Below are 22,108 nucleotides of genomic sequence, written 5' to 3'. Positions count from 1 at the left end.
ACTCATGGGGGCTACAGCCTCTCGAAGTTGCGGTAGCGTTCCCAGTCGGTAACGGCGGCCTCGAAGGCTTCGATCTCGACGCGGGCCATATTCGTGTAGTGCTCGACCACCTCGTCGCCGAACGCCTCGCGAGCCATGGAGCTCTCGACGAAGAGGTCTCGCGCCTCGCGCAGGGTCGGGGGTACGCGGGGCTTGTCCGTCTCGTAGGCGCTGCCGGAGTGCTCCTCTTCGAGGGACAGGCCGTTGTCCATGCCGTGGATTCCGGCGGCGATCATGGCTGCTAGGGCCAGGTAGGGGTTCACGTCGCCGCCCGGCACGCGGTTCTCCGCCCGCAGCGAGGGGCCGTGGCCGACGACGCGCAGCGCGCAGGTGCGATTGTCCCTGCCCCAGGCGACCTTGGTGGGCGCGAAGCTGCCCGGCGTGTAACGCTTGTAGGAGTTTATATTCGGCGCGAAGAGCAACGTGAGCTCCCGCATGCCGGAGATCTGACCCTGCAGAAAACTCTCGAACATCGGCGAGAAGCCGTGGCCTTCCCCGGCGGCGAAGACGGGTGAGCCGTCCTCACCCTTGAGACTGAGGTGTATGTGGCAGGAGCTCCCCTCCCGCTCGTCGAACTTGGGCATGAAGGTCAGCGCGTAGCCGAGGTCGGCGGAGATCTCCTTGGCGCCGTTCTTGTAGATGGCGTGACCGTCGGCGGCGGCGAGCGCCCGGTCGAAGCGGAAGTTGATCTCGTGCTGGCCGAAGTTGCACTCGCCCTTGGCGTCCTCGACGACGAGCCCCGCGCCGGACATGTCGTTGCGGATGCGCCGCAGCAGGGGCTCTACCCGCGACGTGCCGAGCAGAGAGTAGTCCACGTTGTACAGGTTCGCGGGATCGAGCTCCTTGTAGCCCTTGCGCCACGCAGCCTCGTAGGTGTCGTTGAACACCATGAACTCGAGCTCCGTGCCCGCCATGGCCGTCAGCCCGCGCTCTGCGAGCCGCTCTATCTGGCGGCGCAGGATCTGGCGCGGCGAGGCCACAACGGGCGTGCCGTCCTCCCACTCCAGGTCGCACATCACGAGGGCGGTACCCTCCTGCCAGGGGACGCGCCGCAGGGTGTCGAGATCGGGCTTGAAGACGAAGTCTCCGTAGCCTCGTTCCCAGGAAGCCATGGCGTAGCCTTCCACGGGGTTCATCTCCACGTCCACGGCGAGCAGGTAGTTACAGCCCTCGGCGTCGTGCTCGACGACCTCGTCCAGGAAGTGCTCCGCCGTGAGCCGCTTGCCCTGCAGCCGGCCCTGCATGTCCACCATCGCCAGCAGCACCGTGTCTATGCGTCCCTCTCCGGCCTCAAGCCGCAGGGTGTCGAGGTCGAGCATGCCTTCTCTGTCTACCGTCTCCAAAGTACTCCTCCTGAACCTTTAGTTTCTCTAGCTTCTTTAGTTTTCGACCAGCTCGGACTCGGCCTCTTCTATGGCCGCGAACTCCTCCTCGGGGGCCTGGGCCACGAGGTGGTGACGGCTGTAGAGACCGAAGTAGGCTATGGCTATCGCGTACACGACCGCCGTCCCGATGAGCACGCGGGGGTCCACCAGGAACCCGGCGACTATGGCCGCGAGGCTCAGGACGAGCGCCACACCGGAGGTGAGCGTCCCGCCCGGCGTCTTGTAGGGTCGCTCCAGGTCCGGCTCCCTGCGGCGGAGCACGATGTGAGAGAGCATCATCAGCGCGTAGGAGAGGGTCGCCCCGAATACGGCTATGAGGATCAAAAGGTCCCCCTGACCGGTAAGCGACAATAGAAACCCGATGACTCCGGGTACCAGAAGCGCCATAAAAGGCGTCCTCCGGCGGCCGGTCAGCGAGAGCACCCTGGGGAGATACCCGGCCCGGGAGAGGGCGAACGTCTGACGGGAGTAGGCGAAGATGATGGAGAAGAAGCTCGCTATGAGGCCCGCCAGCCCCACGACGTTCACGAAGCCCGAGAAGATGGTTTGCCCGCCGTAAGCCTCGGGCGCGGTGAGCGCCGCCGGCAGGGGGTCGCCCACGTCCTGCAGGGTCGAGGAGCCCGCGCCGCCGGGACCAAAGGTGAGAATAAACGCGGCGAACACGAGCAGCACCAGCATCCCCCCTATGAGCCCCCGGGGCATGTCTCTGGAGGGGTTACGGCTCTCCTCCGCGGCGAGCGGCACTCCCTCTATGGCGAGGAAGAACCAGATCGCGTACGGCAGCGCCGCCCAGATGCCCAGGTACCCGAAGGGCAGGAACGGGCTGGCCCCGGCGGCGTCGGTCGGCGCGATGTCGAAGAGGTTGGCCGGATCGAAGTGCGGGATCATGCCTACCATGAACACCACCAGCGCGAGCGCCGCAACCGCCGTGATCGCGAACATCAGCTTCAGCGCTTCTCCGACGCCGTACAGGTGTATACCGATAAAGATCGCATAAAAGAGCAGGTAGACGAGCGGCCCGCCGAAGCCGACGAGCGACTCCACGTACGCCCCGATAAACGTGGCGATGGCCGCCGGGGCTATGGCGTACTCTATGAGTATCGCCGTCCCCGTGAGAAAGCCTCCCCACGGCCCCATCGCCCGCCGGGCGAACCCGTACCCGCCCCCGGCGGTGGGTATCGTCGAAGAGAGCTCCGCCAGCGCGAAGACCATCGTCGTATACATGGTCGCCATGAGAATGGCCGCGATAAGCAAGCCGCCCCACCCGCCCTGGGCAAGCCCGTTGTTCCACCCGGCGAAGTCTCCCGAGATGACGTAAGCAACGCCGAGGCCGACCAGGAGCACCCATCCCGCGGCCCCACTCCTTAGTTGACGGTTCTCGAGATACTCTTCGCCGACACTCTCGTGATCCACGCTCTGTCTGGCTCGCCTCTGATCACCTTCCGTCACCTCTACCCCTTTCCCAAATAATGAACGAATGAACGCCGCGAATCCCCACAGGCAACGAACATTACTTCATTCCGGTGATTAAGTTAACAAAAATTTATTTGTTGTGCAAACATACAAATAGGTTATTTAGTGAGGAATCTGCCACGAGGCTTTAGAGGTTTCGTTGCTACAATCTTTTTGAGAAGGAGGAGAGATAGAGCTGGAACGTAACCAGATCGGGCCCTTGAGCAAGAGTCTTCTCTACGTGCAAGTGGAGGAGCAAATAGAGGATTTGCTGGTGGGCAGGCGCTACAGGGTCGGAGACCGCCTCCCGACGGAGGCGGAGCTCGTGGGTAGGCTGGAGGTCTCCCGGGCAACGGTGCGCGCCGGGCTGGCGCGGCTGGTAGAGCGCGGGCTGTTGGAGCGCCGGCAGGGTAGCGGAACCTTTCTCGTCAGTCCACCGAGAGGGGTGAGGCTACGTAACGGCCTCGAACGGCTGGAGACCTACACGGTACACGCCCACCGGCTGGGGCTGACTCTGGACAGCCGGGATCTCCGGGTCGAGGAGGAGGCCGCCGATTCGTCGGAGGCCTCGACGCTCGACGTGGCCGTAGGAGCCCCTTTGGTAAAGGTCTCCCGTACCCTTCTCGTGGACGGGGCGCCCGCCGCCTGGATGGTGGACGTGGTCCCGGAGGGGCTCATGTCGGCGGAGGTTGTGAGAAAGCGGATCAGGCCGGAGGCCATGCTGCTGGATCTCCTGGTCATAGAGGGCCTGCAGATCGGGTTCAGCAAGCTCTCCATAGATGCCGAGATAGTCTCCCCGGGAGAGGAGGCGGGGCGGAGGCTCTATCTCGGAGCCCCTTCCGCCGCGCTCTCATTGGTGGAGACCATGTATCTCGGAACCGGGCGTCCGGCGCAGTGGTCGTACAACCTGTTCTTACCAGGACACCTCGACCTGCACGTCGTCCGGGAACTCTACGAGGTACGCGAGCCCTCTTAGGGTGGAGGTTGAGAGTGGCGGGCCCGGAAGGATTCGAACCTCCGACACCTGGTACCGGAAACCAGTGCTCTATCCCCTGAGCTACGGGCCCACGCAGCGCGGCCTGAGCCGCCTGAGCATGGTAACCCAGCCAGAGGCTCCGTTCAACGCCAGGCGAGCCGTCGAACGGGTCGTCGGGGTTCGGGCCCCGCGCTTTGAGAAAGCCTCCGCAAACGGTTAAACTACCGCGTCTGACGCCCATGTACGCGGTGATCTCGGACATCCACGGCAATCTGGAAGCGCTCGAAGCGGTTCTGGACGACATCCCAGAGGGGGTAGACGAGGTCTACTGTCTGGGAGACGTAATCGGCTACGGCGCGAGCCCCAACGAGTGCTGCGACCGGGTCAGGGAGCGTGAGATCCCCGTTATAAGCGGGAATCACGACCTCGCGGTTACCGACCCGGAGACCGACCTTGCGTGGTTCAATCCGGTCGCCGCCAGAGCCGTGGAGTGGACGCGCGAGCGGATCACGGCCGAGAACGCCTCGTTTCTCTACTCGCTACCCCGGACCATGTCGGGGCACGGGGCGTTCTTCGTACACGGCTCCGTGCGGGACCCGGACGAGTACATCATGGACTCGGCGGCCGCGGAGAAGAGCCTCTCTCTGCTTGCCCGGGAACATCCCGAGGTTGCACTCTGCTTCTTCGGCCACACCCACGTCAAGGCCATCGCCCCATTCCCCGGCGATCAGGCCCCGGTCGGGCCTTCCGAGCCCATAGACCTCTCGGAAGACGGCCCGTACCTGGTAAACCCGGGCTCGGTCGGCCAACCCCGCGACGGCGACACTTTCGCCTCCTACGTGCTCGCCGAGGGCACGGAGCCAGACTCGGACCGGCCGCCGAGCATAGCTTACCGCTTCGTGGAGTACGATCTGGGCTCCGCGCAGGAAAAGATAAGGGCCGCCGGGCTGCCGGCCGTCCTCGCCGACCGGCTCGCCCAGGGCCGCTAGGCTCGGCAAGGGCGGGAGGAGCGACGTGGAGCAGGGCTTCGAAAACTTCAAAAGGCTCTTTAGCGTACGGGAGGCAAACGAGCTTTTGCCCCTGATGGAGGAGTGCCTCGGGGAGGTCGCCACCCGCCGCGACGCCATGCGCGAGAAGGCGCCGCACCTGGAGCCCATCCTCGCGGCGGCGGGCGCGAACGGGGGCGGTAAGGTGGGCTCGGAGTACGGCGTCGAGGCGTACAACCTGTACCTGGCCATAGAGCGCATCCGGGAGGAGGGCGTTTACCTGAAGGACCTCGACTCGGGGCTGCTGGATTTCCCGCACGAGCGCGAGGGCCGGGTCGTGTTCCTCTGCTGGCACCCGCCGGAGGAGGAGATCCTGTACTGGCACGAGCTGGATGCCGGATATCCGGGCCGCAAGCCGCTCTAGCTCGCCGGATATGACGGGCACGTCAGGTAAGAAGACCGGGCCGTGAAGATCGTGCTACAGAGAGTACGCCGCGCCTCGGTAGCCGTCGGGGACGAGCCGGTCTCGGAGATAGGCCCCGGCCTCCTGCTGCTCGTGGGCGTGGCGGCGGGCGATAACCGGGAGGCGGCCGACTGGCTCGCCCGCAAGGTCGCCGGGCTCCGGGTCTTCTCCAACGAGAGCGGCAGGATGAACCTGAGCGTGGCGGAGACCGGCGGCGCGGTGCTGGCCGTCTCCCAGTTCACCCTGCTCGGCGACGTGCGCAAGGGCAACCGCCCGAGCTTCGTAGAGGCCGCCCCGCCGGAGGAGGCCCGGCCACTCTTCGACTACCTCTGTGAGAGGCTGCGCGAGCACGGCGTTCCAGAGGTAAGGACCGGACGGTTTGGCGCGATGATGGACGTCGAGCTGCTAAACGACGGCCCGGTAACGCTCGTGCTGGAACGTTAGGGGTTCAGTTAGGGATTCAGTTGAGGTTCAGGCCGGCCTCCGCCCTTCGACGTAGAGTGTGGCGGGCCGGGTGTACCCCTCTCGGGCGATCCGCCCGCGCAGGGCCAGGCGCTTCTCCTGGAGAGACTCGTGAGCCGGGGCCTCCTCCTCGGTCTCCGCCAGGGAGAGCCGGTCGAGGTGCCGTATCCCGAACGGCGGCAGCGTCCGCCAGGTCACCCCGGCGAGCTCTCTCTGGTGCAGTGAGATCAAGCGCCCCGGCCCTCCTATCCCGTAGGGTTCCTCCCCGTGGAGTATCCAGCGGGCCTCGTCTTCGAGCGCCTCGTCCGCGAGCTGGACGGCGGGCACGGAGTCTATGAAGTCGTCGGTGGCGAGCCTGCCGCCGGGCCGGAGGGCCGCGGCGAGGGCGCTTATCGCGGCCTCCGCTCCCCGGAGGCTCGTGTCCAGCTCGTGGAGCAGGCCCGCGGAGTAGACGAGGTCGAACGAGCCGGGGGCGAAGGGCGGGGAGAATACGTCCCCGTCCAGGACCCGGACGGTACAGGGTAGCCCGGCCCCGGCGATCCAGCTCCGCGCGTCACCGGCTTTCCCGGAGTCGGCCTCCAGTGCGGTCAGCGAGCCTCCGGGGCCGATCTTCTCGGACAGTCCTTCGAGCCACAGCGGTGCTGCGCCGCCCGCATACAGCACACTCATGCCGGATACGTCGCCGAGGAGGCCCAGGGCCCGGTCGCAGAACGAGATGAGATCCTGCTCGAACTCCTCGCGCTCGGCGGCGGAGAGCGGGCCTCCCGGAGGCGGTCCAGCCTGCATTCTAAGCTCCCGGTCCGGGCAACTCGTCTCCCTCTCGCCTCTTGTCCGGCCCGCGGCCATCTCCAGTTGGCTCTGAACTCGCACTAACCCGCGTGCCCGGACCATAGCCGATACAATCAAGCAGATTCTAGAGGACCCGTGTACCGGAGAGGAAGGGCATGAATCGGGCCGTTCTCGCAATCGTGATGTGGACGCTGTTGACGCTGCTCGTGGCAGGGTGCTCCGGCGAGACCCCTGGTCAGGACTCCGAAGGCGCCCCGGACTCGCCCGGCAGAGACTCCGAGAAGACCATACAGGTTCCGCTGGACGAGCCCACCGTGCGGGATGCCAGCCCCCGGACCCCGGAGGAGCTAAGCGAGGCCCAGCGGGAGCTCGACGCCCAGTGCGCCCAGATGGACGTCCAGGAGGCCCAGGAGATGGGCATGCCCCCCGAGGAGTTCGGCTGCGAGGCAGACGGCACGGGCGTTCCGGTCCAAGAGTGGCTGGATCGGGGCGAGCAATAAGCCGCGCACCGGCCGGTACAGAACCGTCCTTATACGGCCTCTGGGTATGCAGTCTCTAGGGGCGTAGAGCCACGTCGCCCCCGCCCCGGGGTAATCCGGGCTTGACGGCGCGGTAGAAATCAATGGGTGTGTAATGGTACGTGTAGTCTCTCGGATGTGGAAGTTTATTTGGTTTTTCTGATTTTTCTGGTCTTTCTGGTTTTGCCGGTGTCTTCGGCATGAAGGTTCTCATAGCGAGCGAGCTGGTCAAGTACCACGGCGGCGACCTCAAGGTTCTCTCCGGCGCGACCTTCTCCGTCGAGGCCGGGGAGAAGCTCGGCATGGTCGGGCGCAACGGCGTCGGCAAGACGAGCCTCTTGCGCCTGCTCGCCGGCCAGGAAGAGCCCGACGGCGGCTCCATAGACAGCCCCGGCGGCTCCAGGGTGGCGCTGACCAGCCAGAGCCTGTACGCCGGGCCGCGCGGCGAGGTCTCTGTGGAGGATGAGATCTTCGGCGCTTTCTCGGGCATGATGCGCCGGGAGAAGGAACTCGAAGAGCTGGCGGCGAGCCTCGGCGAAGGCTCCTCCGGAAAGGAGATGGAGCGCTACGGCCGCCTGCAGTCCGAGTTCGAGCGCGACGGAGGCTACGAGTACCGCGCCCGCGCAGCCTCCACGCTCACCTCGCTGGGCTTCGACCCCGACCAGTGGAAGCGGCCCGTCGGGTCCTTCTCCGGCGGCGAGCAGAGCCGGGTCGCGCTGGCGCGGCTGCTACTGGAGGAGCCGGATCTCGTCCTCCTCGACGAGCCCACTAACCACCTCGACCTCCGCGCCATCGAGTGGCTCGAGGAGTTCATAAAGTCCTCGAAGAGCGCCGTGCTCGTCGTCAGCCACGACCGCTACTTTTTGGACTCCGTCTCGGACGCGACCCTGGAGCTCGAAGACGGCCAGGTAAACCGCTACACGGGCGGCTACACCAGCTACGTGGAGCAGAAGAAGGCCGCCGACGAGCGGCTCGCCCGCAAGGCCAAGGCGAACGCCGAGCGCCGGGCCCAGCTAGAGCGGTTCGTGGAGAAGAACCGCGCCAAGGCCCGCAAGTCCAGCCAGGCAAAGAACAAGCAGAAGATGCTCGACCGCATGGAAAAGGTCGAGGCCCCCAAAAACGGCAAAAACTCCAAGAACATGCGCCTCGACCTCGGCGAGCAGCGCCGGGCCGGGCGGGTCGTGCTAGAGCTATCCGGCGTCGGCTACGGCTACGATAGCCCGAAAAACGGCTCCGGCGGAGAGGCCGGAGAAGGCGGCCGTCTGCTGTCGAACCTCGGCCTCGTGGTCGAGCGTGGTGAGCGGGTCGCCATGCTCGGGCCGAATGGAACCGGCAAGAGCACCCTGATGCGCCTCGCAACTGGCGAGCTCGTACCGGAGGAGGGCCAGGTACAGACCGGCCACAACGTGACCCCCGCATACCAGGACCAGCAGCTAGAGCGCCTGGACGACAAGAAGACCGTGCTCGAAGAGGCCATGTCGACGACCGGCTTCGACCGGGCCGGGGCGCGGGATCTCCTCGGGGCGTTCCTCTTTTCCGGCGAGGAGGTTTTCAAGAAGGTCGGCGCACTCTCGGGCGGCGAAAAACGGCGGCTATCGCTAGCCGAGATCGTGGCCAGCGACTCGAACCTCTTGCTGCTGGACGAGCCGACAAACGACCTCGACATCCCGGCCCGCGAGGCACTCGAAGAGGCCCTCGTAAATTATGGCGGCACCATCTTCTTTATCTCCCACGACCGCTACTTCCTGCGCAAGCTCGCAACCCGCGTCGTCGAGCTCGAGAACAAGGGGCTCACGAACTACCTCGGCGGCTACGACTACTACCGTTCCCACCGCCGTCTGGACGAGACCGGCAAGGATGGTGGCCGCAAGAAGCCCCGCCGCCGCGTCCGCCCGGGCATGAGCCGCGAGCAGAACGTCGTCGCCACCCGGCTCGTCGCGGTGGAGGGCGAGATAGACGCCACCGAGCGCCGCATAAGCCGCCTCGAAAAAGAGCTGGCAACCTCCGAGACCTACACCGACGCCGAACGCTCGCGCAAGGTCGTCACCGAGCACCGCGAGCTCAAGACAACCCTGGAAGGATTATACGAGGACTGGGAGTCCCTGATGCGGGAGGCCGAAGCGGCGGATCTGTAACCGTTGGCTATCGGCGCTCGGCTATCAGCAAAACCCTGGCACTACCGGACTATCCGACAAGAATACCGTCGGCGGGAGCCGACGGGGGCCGACGGCTGGAAATAACTACCGACCACTGTGGAGTCGGGACGAGAGGATTTGAACCTCCGACTTCCTCGTCCCGAACGAGGCGCGCTACCAGGCTGCGCTACGTCCCGACTGAGGGCCCATTCTATACGAGGAGCCCGGCTTTGACCACCACCACCACATCGCCGGTTTTGGATGATCCGGGCTGCGAAAGAATGTGCCGGGAGAAACTCCCGGCCCTCGGCGGGCTCACGGGGGCCTGCGGCTATACGGCTATAAACCCCGCGTCGCGGCCCGAGTACTGTTTCAGAGACTTGGCCACGGCTTCGGCCACCGTGACGGGATAGTAGCCGTCCCTGGCGAGCTCGAGGTCGTCCGGGTTGGTGAGATACAGGGGCTCTATCACCAGAGCCGGGATGTTGGTCTCGCGCAGTATCTCGTAGGAGCGCCCGAACTCGCCGAGGTCCGTGGTCTCTAGCGCCCGGCTCACGCCCCGTTGCACGTAGGTCGCGGCCATCTGGCCCCGATGGGACTGGTAGCCGAGCCGGTCGAAGTAGAAGGTGGCCGTGCCGTTTGCCCCGGGAGAGTGGTAGGAGGCATGATGGATGCTTATGACCATGCTCGCTCCGGAGGTATTGGCCAGATACGCCCGATTCGAGTTGGACACCTCGACGTCGTCGCTGCGGGTAAGCAGGACCTCCTTCGCCGGGAGTATCTGCGCCAGCTCCATTGCGATGGACAGGTTCAGGTCCGCCTCCGAGGGGCCGCCGTCCGGCGGCAGATAGCCGGCATCGCGCCCGCCGTGCGCCGCGTCCACCACGATGGTCCCGGAGAACAGGTCGTCGGCGAAGTAGCCCCCGTACTTGTCCGGCAGCGGATGGGTACCCAGGCTCTGATCGGCGTAGGTGCCGAGCACCTTGAACAACGCCGCGTCTACCGCCCCGTCCGCGACGAGCCCGGCGTTTTTCTGGAAGTCCGCCGCAGCCCGGGCGGTACGGGCGTCAAAGAGGCCGTTCACCGCGCCAGGGTCGAAGCCGAGATCGTTTAGCATCCTTTGTAGCTGCATTACGTCGGCCCCGCGGAACGGCGGCTGCCGCAGGTACAGTAGCCTGCCGCCGGGCCGGAAACCGCTCTCCACCAGCTCCCACCAGGTAACGGGACCGACGAGACCGTCGGCCAGCACACCGACCGACTGCTGGAAAGCCTTTACGGCGCGCCTGGTATCGGCGTCGAAGACGCCGTCTATCCCCCGGCTACCGAGCTCGAAGCCCGCCGAGTGCAGCCGGGTCTGGAGGTCCACGACCTCCCGGCCCCGGTCTCCGGGGGCCAGATAGCGGGCGTTGGCACCCGGGCTTCTCTGGTGAGTCTCGTGGGACCGGTGGTTTTGGCGGCTCTGTCGGTTCTGGGGGTTCTGAGAGTCCAAGGCTGTCTACCGGAGGCTCCGGGCCATACCCACCATGCGCGCCGAGATCGAGAAACTTGGAAAGCTCGGCAAAGCCAGAGCGCCGAGCCCTCTTGCCGGAGGTGCCGCGAGGGCCCTGCCGGGAGGCTCGGCGCTCTGTTTGGCGGACACTGGCCTCGTGGCCGGTGCTCTAGTCTTCGACGACCCCGAGGATGTCCTCGGCGTCCAGGATCATGTAGTCCTGGCCGTCGAGCTTGATCTCGGTTCCGGCGTACTTGGCGAACACTATCGTGTCGCCTTCCTTGACCTTTACCTCTTCGCCGTCGCCGACCGCGACGATGTCGGCGGTCTGCGGCTTCTCCTTGGCGGTATCCGGCAGTACGATGCCAGACTCGGTCTTCTCCTCGCGCTCGATGATCTGGGCCAGAGCCCGGTCACCTAGGGGCTTGAACTTCATGATCTTCCTCCCTCGTCTATGACTTCACGCCGGTCTCTACCGGCCCTCGAAAGAGCCGCGAGCCGGATTGCCGCTCGCGATTGTAACCGTGCGGGTTACGAGACGCAATTGCCGGGGCCTTGCCGGGGCCGGGGCTCCGGCTCAGGCCTCGCGGGGCCTCTCGGAATCCAGCCCGAGCTGCGCCGAGAGCTGGGGCTTGGGGAGGGCGCCCACGGCCTTCTCCTTTTGCTCGCCGCCCTCGAAGCGGATGATGGTCGGGATGCTCTGGACGCTGTAGCTCATGGCCGTCTGCGGGTTATCGTCCACGTTGAGCTTTACGAAATGCACGTCGTCACGGCTTTCCGAGAACTCATCCAGGATCGGCGAGATCCTCTTGCACGGGCCGCACCACGGGGCCCAGAAGTCAACTATGACCGGCTTGTCGGCCTGTAGTACCTCGTTTTCAAATGTCGCGTCGGTTACCTCGCTAACCGCCATCGAGAACCTCCGTGTCTCAAAATTTTCCGCGCTTTTTCACGCTTGCCAGGACATTCTAGCATGGGCCGGTAAGCCTTCCCGCGCCGGGTAGCCGTCCCCGCGGGCCGCCTCTACGTAGCTCTGTGTACCTACGTGTACTTCTCTGTATCCTCTGCGCCTCCACGGGCTACAAGCGGTGCTTGCCGCCGGAGTGGACCTCGACCTGCACCTCCTCCGCCAGCTCCTCGGCGTGCCGGGCCTCGAAGGAGCCGGCCCCGAGGGTCTCGGCGTTCGCCGCCGCGCAGCCCGCGGCTAGCTTTACGGCGTCCACGGCCGAGAGGTTACGGTGGAGCATGCCGCTCAGGAGACCGGCGAGATAGGCGTCGCCGCTGCCGATGGTCGAGCGCGCCTCGACCCGGGGTGCCTGGGCCGAGATCACGCCGTCGGCGGTGGTCAGGTAGGAGTGCCCCTCTGGCGAGGTAACGCAGGCTCTCTCGGCACCGAGCTCCACGAGCCGGGCCGTGCCCCGCGAGAAATCGTCCTCCTCAATGAAGTCGAAGCCGGCCACGCTCTCGGCCTCGCCCTGGTTCGGGCTGACGAGCGAAGGCCGGGCCTTGAGCGCGACCTTGAGCACCTGCGGGGTGGAGTCCACCACGGTAAAGATCCCCCGCTCCCGCGAGCGATGCACGAGCCCGGCGAGGAAGTCCTCGTCTATCCCCTCGGGGAGGCTTCCGGCGAAGACCACGGCGCTCGCGTACTCCATCAGAAACTCCAGGCGGCGGGTGAACTCACGGGCCTCGGCCTGGGTTATGAGCGGCCCGTGCTCGTTTATCTCGGTCTGCACGCCGCTGGTGGGGTCCACTATGGCGGTCGAGGTCCGCGAGGAGCTTGCTATCTCCACGAGATCGAAGGGTATGGACGCCTCGGAGAGTCCGTCGCGGATCGCGTCTCCGCTGCGCCCGCCGGCGAAGCCCGTGGCGAGCACCGGCGCGCCCAGCTCCCGCAGAGAGCGGGCTATGTTCATCCCCTTGCCACCGGCGCGGGAGATGCTCTCCGAGGCCCGGTGGCGCTGCCCGAAGTTCAGGCTGGGCACCACCATCGTCCGCGCCACGGCGGCGTTGAGGGTTACGGTCAGAATCATGCTCGGATCATGCTCGCGCGCCTCCTGCCTTCTCTTGCATCCACGTCCCGGACGCTGCCCGCGCCCGGCCCACGACTGCTCACGGCTTCCCGCCCCCTACATCAAACCCCGCGGACTTTCGCACGGACGGCTCATGTAGGAAGCTCCTGTATTAGACGTAAAAACGCCGGATACTCTCCGGCCTGGCTGGGTCATCTCCCGTCCCCGAAGATACTCCCGGCTGTATACCACAGTCTTTGCCACAGGGAGGCCTCCTCGTAGCCTTCGGCCGCGACCAGCGGCGCCTGGGCCACGCGCTCTCCCCCGCTCTCGGCTACTATCCGCCCGAGCCTGTCTCCGGCCTCGGCCGAGCCGGGCAACTCGTCCACGACCTCTACCCGGCGCTCTACGCCGGCCCCGGCAGCGACCAGCCTCTCGGCCCCCTCTCCGGCCACCAGCCGTACCTCCTGATCGGGCCGCTGGGGCAGAGGCTCGCTGGCGTAGCGGCGTCCGGCCCTTATAACCTGCCGCCGGTCATAAGCGGAGAAGCCGTACTCCAGCTCCTCGGTGGCGGCACCGAAACGGTCCTCGGCATCTAGCAGGACCGCTATGTAGGACTCGTCGCCGTCGGCGGCGGAGGCGACGAGGCTCGCCCCGGCGGCGGGGGTCGTGCCGGTCTTTACCCCGTTCGCGGCGGGGTAGGAGGCGAGCAGCTCGTTCGTGGTTTGCAAGGGTATATCCCGGCCCCGCTCCGTGTCTATGACGGCGGAGGGGGTGTCCACGATCTCCCGCAGCGCGGGCTCCGATAGCGCCCGGCGCGCCATCTTTGCCAGGTCGTCGGCGCTGGAGTATTGCTCGGGATGATCCAACCCGACCGGGTTCTCGAAGCTCGTGTGCCGGAGACCCATGTCCCCGGCGTAGCCGTTCATCATCTGCACGAACTGCTCGACGCTGCCGTCGCCGACGTGGTAGGCCAGAGCGTAAGCGGCGTCGTTGCCGGACTCAAGCATGGCCGCCGTCAGGAGCTCTCTCACGGTGAGCACGTCGCCCTCACGCAGTCCGACGTTGCTGTACGGGGGCCTGGCGTACTCCGCGGCCTCCGCCGAGACAGTCACCTCCTCGTCGAGGCTCGCCTCGTCCAGGGTCACTAGGGCGGTCATGATCTTGGTCGTCGAGGCCATCGGCAGCTCCTCAGAGGCGTTCTCTCCGGCCAGCCGCTCGCCGCTCACCTCGTCCACCAGCGTCCACGCGCCAGCCGATACGTCCGGCGCTCCCGGCTGGCCGCTCTGGGCGGACGCCGGTGACGCAGAGCAGAGCGCCACGGAGGCCGCGAGCGCGCACATCAGGCACACCAGGCACATGGAGTGCGCGGAGCGACCGGAGGCCGTCAAGCGGCGCCGGGAAGCGGGACGTAGACGACCCGAACCGTATGCGTTCTTTGATCCCAAGGCTCCCAAAGCTCCAAGAGGTTACAGAAAGAAGCAGCCTGTAACAAGCTCTGGGCAGAGTTCCAGGCGGAGCACTACACAGAGCACCACGCGGAGCGCCGAGCAGGCTACAATGTCGGATGTGTCCGGCCCCGCCGGGGACTTCGCCGGAGATGGTGTTCGAGAGGCCCGGGAGATGTTTCGTTAGATGCCGCATATCTTGGAGAGCAGTTGAGGCGGCTGGTGATCGTGGCGGTGCTGGTCGCCGTGGTGGCCTTTATCTACCGCGACCCACTGGAGCTCAACTCCTCGGAGCCCGAGAGCACCGGGACCGGCACCCTGACCCTCGCGCAGCCCTCTCCGGCGCCCGGAGAGGTCGCGCCCAACTTCGGCGCGACCCGGATGAACGGGGAGGAGTTCGAGATGCCCGACGACGGGGCCTACGTGATCTCCTTCTGGAGCGGCCTGAACCAGGCGTCCCAGAGCTCGCGTCCGGCTTTCGAACGCCTGGCGGGCCAGTACGCCGGCTCGGAGGTGACGTTCGTGGCCGTGTACGTCGGCGGCATACCCAGAGACGACCGTGGCGACGCCCCGTACGCCGTCATACAGGACGGCGCCGGCGAGCTGACCTCCCTGTACAACGTCAAGCGCGTGCCCCGGATCTTCCTCGTCAAAGACGGAGAAGTACACCTCTCCCAGGACGGATTCTCCGAAAGACAGGAGCGCGACATGAGACGAGAGCTAGAGGACACCCTACGGTCGGACGGCTAGGTTAACCGGGGTAACAGAGGCAGACAGCGTAAACTAATGTAAGCGGTGCAAACGGTGTAAATTACAGGCTCACGACAGTCGCACCCGGCACGAAGAGACCGCACCAGAAACAGAAGAAACAGGAGGAATCATGGCCCGTGACAACCTGGTAAATCTGCTCGGCGTAGTGATAGCGATCGGTATAGTGGTCGTCACCGTCGCCGGGGTCGTACACCTCTTCTAAGGCGGTTGGCACGAAGCTTGCGTCCCGCCGCAAACCGTGTATTCAGCACTCGGGTATCGGCTTCCTGACGGAGCATTCTGTACGAAGGTGTATGAAGGTTCGCTCCTTCTACAAAACCCACAAAACGCTTTATAGACTCTAGCGCTCTCCGGCGACCCTAACCTTCCCTGGAAGTCTCAGGGTCGCGCCCCGGCCTCTCGTAACGCTTCCCTGGCCTCCGCCGCGGCCCGCCGGGCCAGGCTCCGGTAGTCGGAGGCGGGGCCGTCCGCCCCGCCAGAGTGTCCGGCTTCGTACGCGTATAGGACGCCCCGGCTACTGTTGACCAGCACGCCGCCGCCCCTGCGGTCGAGCATCCCCTGTATCGCCCGCGCCGAGCCGCCCTGGGCCCCGAAACCGGGCACCAGGAAGAGCGCATCCGGCATCAGCTCGCGGACCCTGGCCCCGATCTCCGGCCGGGTCGCCCCGACGACCGCGCCCGCGTCCGAGTAGTCGCCGCGGACCTCGCCGAGCCCGGCTACGAGCCGGGCGGCCAGCTCGAAGAGCGGCGGGCTCCCCGCTCCCTGCAGCTCCCCGGCCGAGGGGTTGGAGGTGGCGACCAGGGAGAACACGCCTCCGCCCCGACCCAGACGCCGCGTCTCCCGCAGGAAAGGCTCCACAGCGTCTGCGCCCATGTATGGGTTCACCGTAACGCAGGCAGCCCCGTACACCGCGAGGTGCGCCTCTGCGTAGGCCGCCGCCACGGGGCCTATATCGCCCCGTTTGACGTCCGAGATCACGGGCAGGTCTAAGTCGCCCGCCGCCGCTATCAGGTCCCGGTACACCTCCATGCCCTCCGGTCCCAGACGCTCGAAGAACGCGGCCTGGAGCTTTACCGCCGCCGCCTCGGGCTCCACGGCCTCCAGCGCGCCGAGACAGAACTCCCGCACCGCCGCCGACTCCGGAAATCCATCAGAGACCCGGGAGAAGATCTCCGGCGGCAAACGCCCCGGATAAGGGTCGAGGCCCGCGACGAGCACGCTGCCGCGCCGGCGCGCGGACCGCATCAAAGCCTCCAGCACCCACCTCCAGACTCAACCGACCAGAACTACCCAGAGCCGTTCAAAACCATTCAAAACCGCCCGGAACCGCCCGGAACCGCTCGAAACCACGCAAAACGTGCGAAAGCCCCGCGGCGGAGACCCGTGTCTCCGGGCCGCGAGGCCCTGTAGCATACGCAACTATCGCAGGCGGCTGCTACTTGATCGCGTCCTTGAGGGCGTTGCCGGCCGTGAACTTCGGTACCTTCGAGGCGGCGATGTTGATCTTGGACTTGGTCTGCGGGTTGATGCCTTCGCGGGCCTCGCGCTTTTGCACGTAGAACTTGCCAAAGCCCGTTATCTGTACGTCTACTTCGTTGTTGAGTGAGTCGGTCACTACCCGCTGAAAGGAGTCGAAGAACCGCTGGGCTTCACTCTTGGAGACCGTATGCTCCTTGTTGTCTTGGTTCATCTCATCAGCGATCTTCTCTATAAGCTCGCCCTTGTTCATTGCCTTATCCGCCATTCATGACCTCCTTGTTTGGTCTCCATCCTCGTCCCGCCGCGCAATTCGGAGGACTATACCAGAGCCTCCTACGGGCCTCAATCCCGGTTTTCTACCCCTAGATCGGCCATTCTAAGCAGGGCCTCGAACGGAAACTCCCCGAGATCGGCCCCCGGGCTCTCCCGGCGGTCCAGCACGGCGAGCAGCTTTTCGACCCCGCATCCGGCCTCCACGAGGCCGCGGGCGGCCTGTAGCGCCTGGGCCCCGGTGGTCACGACGTCCTCGACGAGCGCGATCTTCTCTCCCGCCCGTAGCCCGCCTTCCAAGTTCCGCGCCGTGCCATAATCCTTGGCGCTCCGGCGCACTATTACATACGGGATCCCGGTGCGGAGCGAGAGCGCCACCACCAGCGGCACCGCCCCGAGCTCCACGCCGGCGAGCCGGTCTACACCCTCGGGCAGCCTCCGGGAGAGCTCCCCGGCGAGCTCCCACAGGAGCCTGGGCTCGGTGGAGAACAGGTACTTGTCCACGTAGAACCGGCTGCGCTCCCCGCTGGAGAGCGTGAAGTCGCCTTCGAGGAGGGCGGCACGCCGCACGCGTTCCGCCAGACCAGTGTCCTCCCCGGATAAGCTCACCCCTCGCCCTTTCCGGGGCCTGCGCCTCCGGGGTTCTCGTGCTCCAGGCTGCCCAGAGCGGCGTCGAACGCCCCGAAGTCCACCCGGTCGAGCAGACCCTCGGCCTCCCCGGACTCCTGGCTCGCCTCGGAGATGCGGCTCTCTACGGCGGCATTGACCTCTTCCAGTAGCTCGATAGCCCGCTCTAGCAGGCCGGATAGCTCCCCATCCGGGGCGCGCCCCAGGCTCTCACCCAGGCTCTCCAGCTCGGCGACCCGCTTCTCCAGGCCCTCTATTCCCTCTATCCCGGGGCTTCCGTCCGCCTTCTCCGCGTCTTCCATAGGGCCGGACTATACATCATGTCTTACGCTTTTCCGCAGGCTCCCGCAGGCTCGGGTCCGCGAGTTCCGGCTTACTCCTGCGGCTTTCGCGACTCTTCCCGCTTATCCCGCCGGTCTCGTCTGCCGCCGGCTGCCTTTCCGAGAATCACCCCGAGCACGGCCGCCACGGCGAGCAGACCGAGTAGCGGCACGAGTCCCCAGACTAGGATGCCAAAGTCCGCGCGCTGCAGCAGCAGCCCGGCTAGCCCGGCCGCGCCGGCCAGCAGCGGCATGGCCCCGACCAGCGCGAACAGCATCACCATCGGGCTCGTCCGGTTCCTGGACAAGGCTACTTCACCACCCGGTCTATCGCCTTCAGGAGGTCGTTTATCATCTGTTCGGAGGCATCGTCCTCTTCCGCCCGGTCCTCGATATAGTCCTTGAGGACGACGGTGTTTATGCGCCGGATGGCGGAGAACACGGCGTTGGTCTGCTGCACGACCTCGGCGTAGGTTACGCCCTCCTCCTCGACCATCTTCTCGATGCCCCGCACGTGCCCCTCGACGCTCTTGAGCCGCCGCAGCACCTCTTTTCTGGCCTCCCTACGCACCCTGACTGCTCCTCTCACTCCTCTCCGAGCTCTCCCCGGCCAACTCCCCGAGCAGCTCGCCGACGACGGTTGCGTCGTGGAACGGCACGTCCTCTCCGGGCAGGTGCTGGACCCGCTCGTGGCCCTTGCCGGCGACGAGCACCACGTCCCCGCGCCGGGCGTAGGAGAGGGCGCGGCGTATCGCCTCGCGGCGGTCCAGGATCACCTCACACGCCCCCTTATCCGCCCCGGACTCGACCTCGCGGGCTATCTTCTCCGGGGGCTCTGAGTAGGCGTCGTCGGTGGTTATGATCGCCACCTCCGAGAGCCTGGCGGCCACCCGGCCCATGAGCGGCCGCTTCGCCCCATCCCGGTCCCCGGCGGCCCCGAAGACACAGATCACCCGCCCGCCAGCAGCGACCTCGCGCGCCACCCCGAGGGCGGCTTCGAGGCCCACGTCGGTGTGGGCGTAGTCCACGATCACCTCGAACCCCGGCTCCCCCGCCCCGCGGGCCGTGACCCGCTCGAACCGGCCCGGCACCTGGGGCATCCCGGCGACGGCGCGGGCCACCTCGGCATCATCCACCCCGGCCGCGAGCGCGAGCGAGGCCGCCCCCGCCGCGTTCATGACGTTATAGCCGCCGAGGAGCGGCGTCTTTAGCTCCAGCCTTCTCTCCGCTCCGGCTCCCCGGCAGAGGGTGAACGCCGTGCCCCGGGGCTCCGTCCGCACGCTCTCGACGCGGTAGTCCGCGTCCGGCGCGGCGCCGAAGGTGGTCACGCCTTCCACCTCACGGGCCAGGCGGCGGCCGTGCTCGTCGTCGGCGTTGGCGAGCTTGGGGCCGCCTTCCACGACCCGGTAGAAGAGCTCGCGTTTCGCCCGGTAATACTCCTCCATCGTGCCGTGCAGGTCGAGGTGATCCCGGGTGAGGTTGGTGAACAGCGCGCCCGCGAACCTCACCCCGGAGACCCGCTTGAGGGCGATGCCGTGTGAGGAAACCTCCATCGCCACCCGCCGCGCGCCGGAGTCCCGCATGGCCGCCAGCAGACGCTGCACCTCGGTCGCCTCGGGGGTGGTCCTTATCGCGTCCACCCGCTCCCCACCGATAATGGTCTCCGCGGTGGTAAGCAGCCCCGTCTCCTCTTCTCCTCCGCAGCCGGCCAGTATCGAGTACAGCGCGTAAGAGGTGGTGGTCTTGCCGTTGGTGCCGGTCACGCCGTACACCTCCATCTCGTGCGAGGGGTCGCCGTACACGGCGCAGGCCAGCGCGGCGAGCGCGGCCCGGGCGTCGGGGACCACGGCCACGGGATAACCCGGCACCCCGCGCTCGGCGACCGCCAGCTCCGCGCCACGCTCCAGGGCCTCGGGCACGAACTCCGCCCCGTCGTGCCTGAAGCCCGGCACGGCCACGAAGGCGACGCCGGGCCCGGCCTCGCGGGAGTCGTGCGTCACCCCCGTTATCTTCCCTTTGGAACCATCTGGCGGGGCGTCGGCGGGCGGCTCCACGCCAAGCACCCGGGCCACCTCTCCCCGGCCCAGTGGGACGGCCCCGGAGACCGTTTGCTCATGGCGTGCAGACATGCCGTGTAGTGTAGCAAGCAACAGCCCCCCGGAAGCACGCCGGGAGCCGCCGGGACGGGAGCATCATGCGGTCCCCTATGTGTCCGGAGTAACAATAATAGCCGGAAGCCGGTAAACGAGATTACTTAAATTTCCGGCTTTCTCCCCATTTTCGTGTGATAACCTACCCAAGTCGCTCTCCAGGAGTTAATAAGGATTTCACCGAGACTTTCGTCTTGTCGGGTTCTCGTTGGGTCCCTGTAGCCTTTATTGGCTGGCCCCTGGAGATACGAAGTTACGAAGTCGCGTTACCGGCGCGGGCCGCGGCGTAAGGTTGTGGCGGAAGCGACGGCCCGGACCAACAGAGATCTAGATCCGGCCGAGAGAGGAGATGGATGTCGACCGAGAACACCATGGTGCTGACGGAGCGCACGGATGAGCTTCTCAACCGGGGACGCAGTCAGGGTTTCGTCAGTACGGAGGAGGTCACCGACCTGCTGAAGGAAGGTGAGCTCTCGGCGACGGAAGTCGAGGAGTTCTACGCGGCCTTAGAGGAAGAGGACATTACCGTGGTCGAGGGCGAGGCCGCGGACGCCGTGGAGGCCGCGGAGAGGGTAAGGGCCCAGGCCCCGGCGGAGAACCCGATGCCCGAGGTTCCGGCGATGCAGATCGCCCACGCGGTGGCCACCGGGGACTCCATCAGGATGTATCTGGCCGAGATCGGGCGTGTCCGGCTCCTGACGCACGCCGACGAGATCCGGCTCGCAAAAGGCATCGCCCGCGGCGACAAACGCTGCAAGGATAAGCTCGTGGAGGCCAACCTCCGGCTCGTGGTCTCGATAGCCAAGAAGTACCGCAACCGGGGAGTCTCGTTCCTGGACCTCATCCAGGAGGGGAACCTGGGCCTGATCCGGGCGGCGGAGAAGTTCGACCACACCAAGGGTTACAAGTTCTCGACCTACGCGACATGGTGGATCCGGCAGGCCATCACCCGCGCCATCGCCGACAAGGGCCGCACCATCCGCATCCCGGTACACATGGTGGAGAAGGTAAACAAGTTCCACCGCACCCACCGCCGCATGACCCAGGACCTCGGCCGCGAGCCGTGGGACGAGGAGATAGCGCGCGAGCTCGAGATCACGGTGGACGAGGTACTGCGCCTGCAGGAGATCAGCCAGCGCGCCATCAGCCTCGAGACCCCGGTCGGGGAGGAAGACTCTTCGTCTCTGGGCGACTTCCTGGAGGACGCGACCTCCATCACCCCGACCGACGCCGTCTCGGACTCGCTGCTCAAGAGCCACCTGCACGAGGCGCTGAACGAGCTACCCGAGCGGGAGCGCCAGATCGTGGAGCTGCGCTTCGGGATGAAGGACGACCGGCCCCGCACCTTGGAGGAGGTCGGCCGGGAGTTCGACATCACCCGCGAGCGGGTGCGTCAGATCCAGATGAAGACCCTGAACCTCCTGCGGGAGCAGCGCCGCACGCAGAACCTGCGCGAGTACCTGAAGTAGTGAACCTGTAGTGAATCCGGAGTGACCCGGCGGTGAGCCGAGACACCATACGAGAAGAGCTACACGGCTTCGTCTGCGACGTGGCCCGTTCGGCGGGAGAGCTACAGCTCTCCCGCTACGAGCGTCCGGGGGAGATCACGGAGAAAGAGCCCAAGGACCTCGTTACCGAGGTTGATTACCTCTGCGAGGAGCTCTTGATCTCCCGCATACAGGAGTTCTACCCCGAGGACGCCATCCTCTCCGAGGAGCGCGGCGGTGAGATAGCCGAGAGGGGCCGGAGCTGGCTCCTGGACCCGGTGGACGGCACGGCCAACTTCTCCCGCGCAAACCCGCTCTTCTGCGTCTGCGTCTCGGTGGTGGAGGACGGCGAGGTGACCCACGCCGCCGTCGCCGCGCCACGGGTCGGCGACCTGTATCACGCTTATCTGGGGGGTGGCGCCTACCGCAGCACGGGGGGCAAAGACGGCGAGCGGGTCAGCGTCAGCGATACCGCAGAGCTGGAGTACGCCTTCACCGGCGCGGACCTGTCTTTTACCGGCCTGCAGAGCGCGGGGGCGGAGTCGGATCCCCAAAAACGGGGACTGCGTGAGGTTTTCTCCACGAGCTGGCAGCTCCGGGCCCTGGGTAGCGCGGGCATTAGAGGAGCCTGGACGGCGGCAGGATACCTGGACGTCTCCATCGGCACCCGCAACACCCTCTGGGATTACGCGACCACCGCGCTGCTGGTCTCCGAGGCCGGCGGACGCTGCACGGACTCCCGGGGCGAGCCCTGGAACCTCGATTCCGACGCCCTGATCGCCACCAACGGACGCCTGCACGACGAGGTGATCCAGACCCTTTCCGGCGGCTAAAACCGCGTCAGCTACAC

Annotated in this window: 24 protein-coding genes and 2 tRNA genes; 9 read left to right on the top strand and 17 right to left on the bottom strand. The window is 66.3% G+C overall.

Annotated elements, in window-relative coordinates; genetic code table 11:
• Window positions 1-11: 11 nt before the first annotated feature.
• Together ABD53_RS13100 and eat are read right to left on the bottom strand one after the other, a co-directional pair.
• A complete protein-coding gene (locus tag ABD53_RS13100) occupies window positions 12-1,358 on the bottom strand; it encodes a glutamine synthetase family protein (RefSeq protein WP_047866290.1) in 1,347 nt (448 codons plus the stop codon).
• Between the two features lie 60 nt (window positions 1,359-1,418).
• Window positions 1,419-2,873, bottom strand: a complete 1,455-nt coding sequence (eat, locus tag ABD53_RS13095) for an ethanolamine permease (RefSeq protein ID WP_047866262.1) — start codon at window positions 2,871-2,873, stop codon at window positions 1,419-1,421.
• 244 nt (window positions 2,874-3,117) lie between these two features.
• Between eat and ABD53_RS13090 the strand changes: the two genes are divergently transcribed.
• Window positions 3,118-3,852 carry a GntR family transcriptional regulator gene (locus ABD53_RS13090; protein ID WP_327287078.1) on the top strand — a complete coding sequence of 245 codons (735 nt, stop codon included), beginning with the start codon at window positions 3,118-3,120 and terminating at the stop codon, window positions 3,850-3,852.
• Window positions 3,853-3,867: 15 nt separating this feature from the next.
• Here ABD53_RS13090 and ABD53_RS13085 read toward each other — a convergent pair.
• Window positions 3,868-3,943: transfer RNA gene (locus ABD53_RS13085), tRNA-Arg, on the bottom strand.
• Between the two features lie 148 nt (window positions 3,944-4,091).
• On the opposite strand from ABD53_RS13085, the gene ABD53_RS13080 reads away from it, so the two are divergent.
• From ABD53_RS13080 to dtd, 3 genes are read left to right on the top strand one after another with little or no spacing between them, the layout of a single operon-like run.
• Complete coding sequence (locus ABD53_RS13080; protein WP_047866260.1) at window positions 4,092-4,841, top strand: metallophosphoesterase family protein; 750 nt, start codon at window positions 4,092-4,094, stop codon at window positions 4,839-4,841.
• Window positions 4,842-4,866: 25 nt separating this feature from the next.
• Entirely contained in the window at window positions 4,867-5,262 is a 396-nt protein-coding gene (locus tag ABD53_RS13075) for a DUF2203 domain-containing protein (protein WP_047866259.1), read from the top strand.
• A gap of 42 nt (window positions 5,263-5,304) precedes the next feature.
• Window positions 5,305-5,745, top strand: coding sequence for a D-aminoacyl-tRNA deacylase (gene dtd / locus ABD53_RS13070; protein ID WP_047866258.1), 441 nt, complete (start codon window positions 5,305-5,307; stop codon window positions 5,743-5,745).
• A 27-nt stretch (window positions 5,746-5,772) separates the two neighbouring features.
• Here the strand turns inward: dtd and ABD53_RS13065 are convergent, their stop codons facing one another.
• Window positions 5,773-6,549, bottom strand: coding sequence for a class I SAM-dependent methyltransferase (locus ABD53_RS13065; RefSeq protein WP_047866257.1), 777 nt, complete (start codon window positions 6,547-6,549; stop codon window positions 5,773-5,775).
• A 158-nt stretch (window positions 6,550-6,707) separates the two neighbouring features.
• Here ABD53_RS13065 and ABD53_RS13060 point away from each other — a divergent pair, with 158 nt between their 5' ends.
• Window positions 6,708-7,052 (top strand): hypothetical protein, encoded by a 345-nt coding sequence (locus ABD53_RS13060; RefSeq protein WP_047866256.1) that lies wholly within the window; start codon window positions 6,708-6,710, stop codon window positions 7,050-7,052.
• Between the two features lie 218 nt (window positions 7,053-7,270).
• On the top strand, window positions 7,271-9,205 hold the full coding sequence (locus ABD53_RS13055; protein ID WP_047866255.1) for an ABC-F family ATP-binding cassette domain-containing protein: 1,935 nt from the start codon (window positions 7,271-7,273) through the stop codon (window positions 9,203-9,205).
• A 123-nt stretch (window positions 9,206-9,328) separates the two neighbouring features.
• On the opposite strand, the gene ABD53_RS13050 is transcribed toward ABD53_RS13055, so the two are convergent.
• The 6 genes from ABD53_RS13050 to ABD53_RS13025 all read right to left on the bottom strand — a co-directional run bounded on the left by ABD53_RS13050 (window position 9,329) and on the right by ABD53_RS13025 (window position 14,097).
• A tRNA-Pro gene (locus ABD53_RS13050) sits at window positions 9,329-9,402 on the bottom strand.
• 134 nt (window positions 9,403-9,536) lie between these two features.
• Window positions 9,537-10,694, bottom strand: coding sequence for an N-acetylmuramoyl-L-alanine amidase (locus ABD53_RS13045; RefSeq protein WP_047866254.1), 1,158 nt, complete (start codon window positions 10,692-10,694; stop codon window positions 9,537-9,539).
• Window positions 10,695-10,863: 169 nt separating this feature from the next.
• Window positions 10,864-11,130 carry a co-chaperone GroES gene (groES, locus tag ABD53_RS13040; protein ID WP_047866253.1) on the bottom strand — a complete coding sequence of 89 codons (267 nt, stop codon included), beginning with the start codon at window positions 11,128-11,130 and terminating at the stop codon, window positions 10,864-10,866.
• 141 nt (window positions 11,131-11,271) lie between these two features.
• Window positions 11,272-11,607: a thioredoxin gene (gene trxA / locus ABD53_RS13035; RefSeq protein WP_047866252.1), complete on the bottom strand. Its 336-nt coding sequence runs from the start codon at window positions 11,605-11,607 to the stop codon at window positions 11,272-11,274.
• Window positions 11,608-11,773: 166 nt separating this feature from the next.
• Window positions 11,774-12,727 (bottom strand): 1-phosphofructokinase family hexose kinase, encoded by a 954-nt coding sequence (locus ABD53_RS13030; RefSeq protein ID WP_047866251.1) that lies wholly within the window; start codon window positions 12,725-12,727, stop codon window positions 11,774-11,776.
• A 191-nt stretch (window positions 12,728-12,918) separates the two neighbouring features.
• Window positions 12,919-14,097, bottom strand: a complete 1,179-nt coding sequence (locus tag ABD53_RS13025) for a D-alanyl-D-alanine carboxypeptidase family protein (RefSeq protein ID WP_053058060.1) — start codon at window positions 14,095-14,097, stop codon at window positions 12,919-12,921.
• Window positions 14,098-14,364: 267 nt separating this feature from the next.
• Between ABD53_RS13025 and ABD53_RS13020 the strand changes: the two genes are divergently transcribed.
• Window positions 14,365-14,904 (top strand): thioredoxin domain-containing protein, encoded by a 540-nt coding sequence (locus tag ABD53_RS13020; RefSeq protein ID WP_047866250.1) that lies wholly within the window; start codon window positions 14,365-14,367, stop codon window positions 14,902-14,904.
• Between the two features lie 399 nt (window positions 14,905-15,303).
• Here the strand turns inward: ABD53_RS13020 and pyrF are convergent, their stop codons facing one another.
• The 7 genes from pyrF to ABD53_RS12985 form a co-directional block, all read right to left on the bottom strand.
• Entirely contained in the window at window positions 15,304-16,170 is an 867-nt protein-coding gene (pyrF, locus tag ABD53_RS13015; protein WP_047866288.1) for an orotidine-5'-phosphate decarboxylase, read from the bottom strand.
• A 190-nt stretch (window positions 16,171-16,360) separates the two neighbouring features.
• On the bottom strand, window positions 16,361-16,669 hold the full coding sequence (locus ABD53_RS13010) for an HU family DNA-binding protein (protein WP_407690114.1): 309 nt from the start codon (window positions 16,667-16,669) through the stop codon (window positions 16,361-16,363).
• Between the two features lie 77 nt (window positions 16,670-16,746).
• On the bottom strand, window positions 16,747-17,283 hold the full coding sequence (gene pyrE / locus ABD53_RS13005) for an orotate phosphoribosyltransferase (protein WP_047866249.1): 537 nt from the start codon (window positions 17,281-17,283) through the stop codon (window positions 16,747-16,749).
• Complete coding sequence (locus tag ABD53_RS17335) at window positions 17,280-17,603, bottom strand: hypothetical protein (RefSeq protein WP_047866248.1); 324 nt, start codon at window positions 17,601-17,603, stop codon at window positions 17,280-17,282. The genes pyrE and ABD53_RS17335 overlap by 4 nt, the downstream gene beginning before the upstream one ends.
• Before the next feature lie 71 nt (window positions 17,604-17,674).
• Complete coding sequence (locus tag ABD53_RS12995; protein WP_047866247.1) at window positions 17,675-17,929, bottom strand: hypothetical protein; 255 nt, start codon at window positions 17,927-17,929, stop codon at window positions 17,675-17,677.
• Between the two features lie 2 nt (window positions 17,930-17,931).
• The gene (locus ABD53_RS12990) at window positions 17,932-18,192 is read right to left on the bottom strand and encodes a metal-sensitive transcriptional regulator (RefSeq protein WP_047866246.1); all 261 of its coding nucleotides are present in this window, start codon (window positions 18,190-18,192) and stop codon (window positions 17,932-17,934) included.
• Window positions 18,185-19,771 (bottom strand): UDP-N-acetylmuramoyl-L-alanyl-D-glutamate--2,6-diaminopimelate ligase, encoded by a 1,587-nt coding sequence (locus tag ABD53_RS12985; RefSeq protein ID WP_235401615.1) that lies wholly within the window; start codon window positions 19,769-19,771, stop codon window positions 18,185-18,187. Before ABD53_RS12985 ends, ABD53_RS12990 begins: the two co-directional genes overlap by 8 nt.
• Before the next feature lie 353 nt (window positions 19,772-20,124).
• On the opposite strand from ABD53_RS12985, the gene ABD53_RS12980 reads away from it, so the two are divergent.
• The gene (locus ABD53_RS12980) at window positions 20,125-21,240 is read left to right on the top strand and encodes a sigma-70 family RNA polymerase sigma factor (RefSeq protein ID WP_047866245.1); all 1,116 of its coding nucleotides are present in this window, start codon (window positions 20,125-20,127) and stop codon (window positions 21,238-21,240) included.
• 32 nt (window positions 21,241-21,272) lie between these two features.
• The gene (locus ABD53_RS12975) at window positions 21,273-22,091 is read left to right on the top strand and encodes an inositol monophosphatase family protein (RefSeq protein WP_047866244.1); all 819 of its coding nucleotides are present in this window, start codon (window positions 21,273-21,275) and stop codon (window positions 22,089-22,091) included.
• Window positions 22,092-22,108: the final 17 nt, after the last annotated feature.

This window comes from Rubrobacter aplysinae, from assembly GCF_001029505.1.
Taxonomy (GTDB): Bacteria; Actinomycetota; Rubrobacteria; order Rubrobacterales; family Rubrobacteraceae; genus Rubrobacter_A; species Rubrobacter_A aplysinae.
This window is presented reverse-complemented; position numbering and strand designations above follow the sequence as displayed.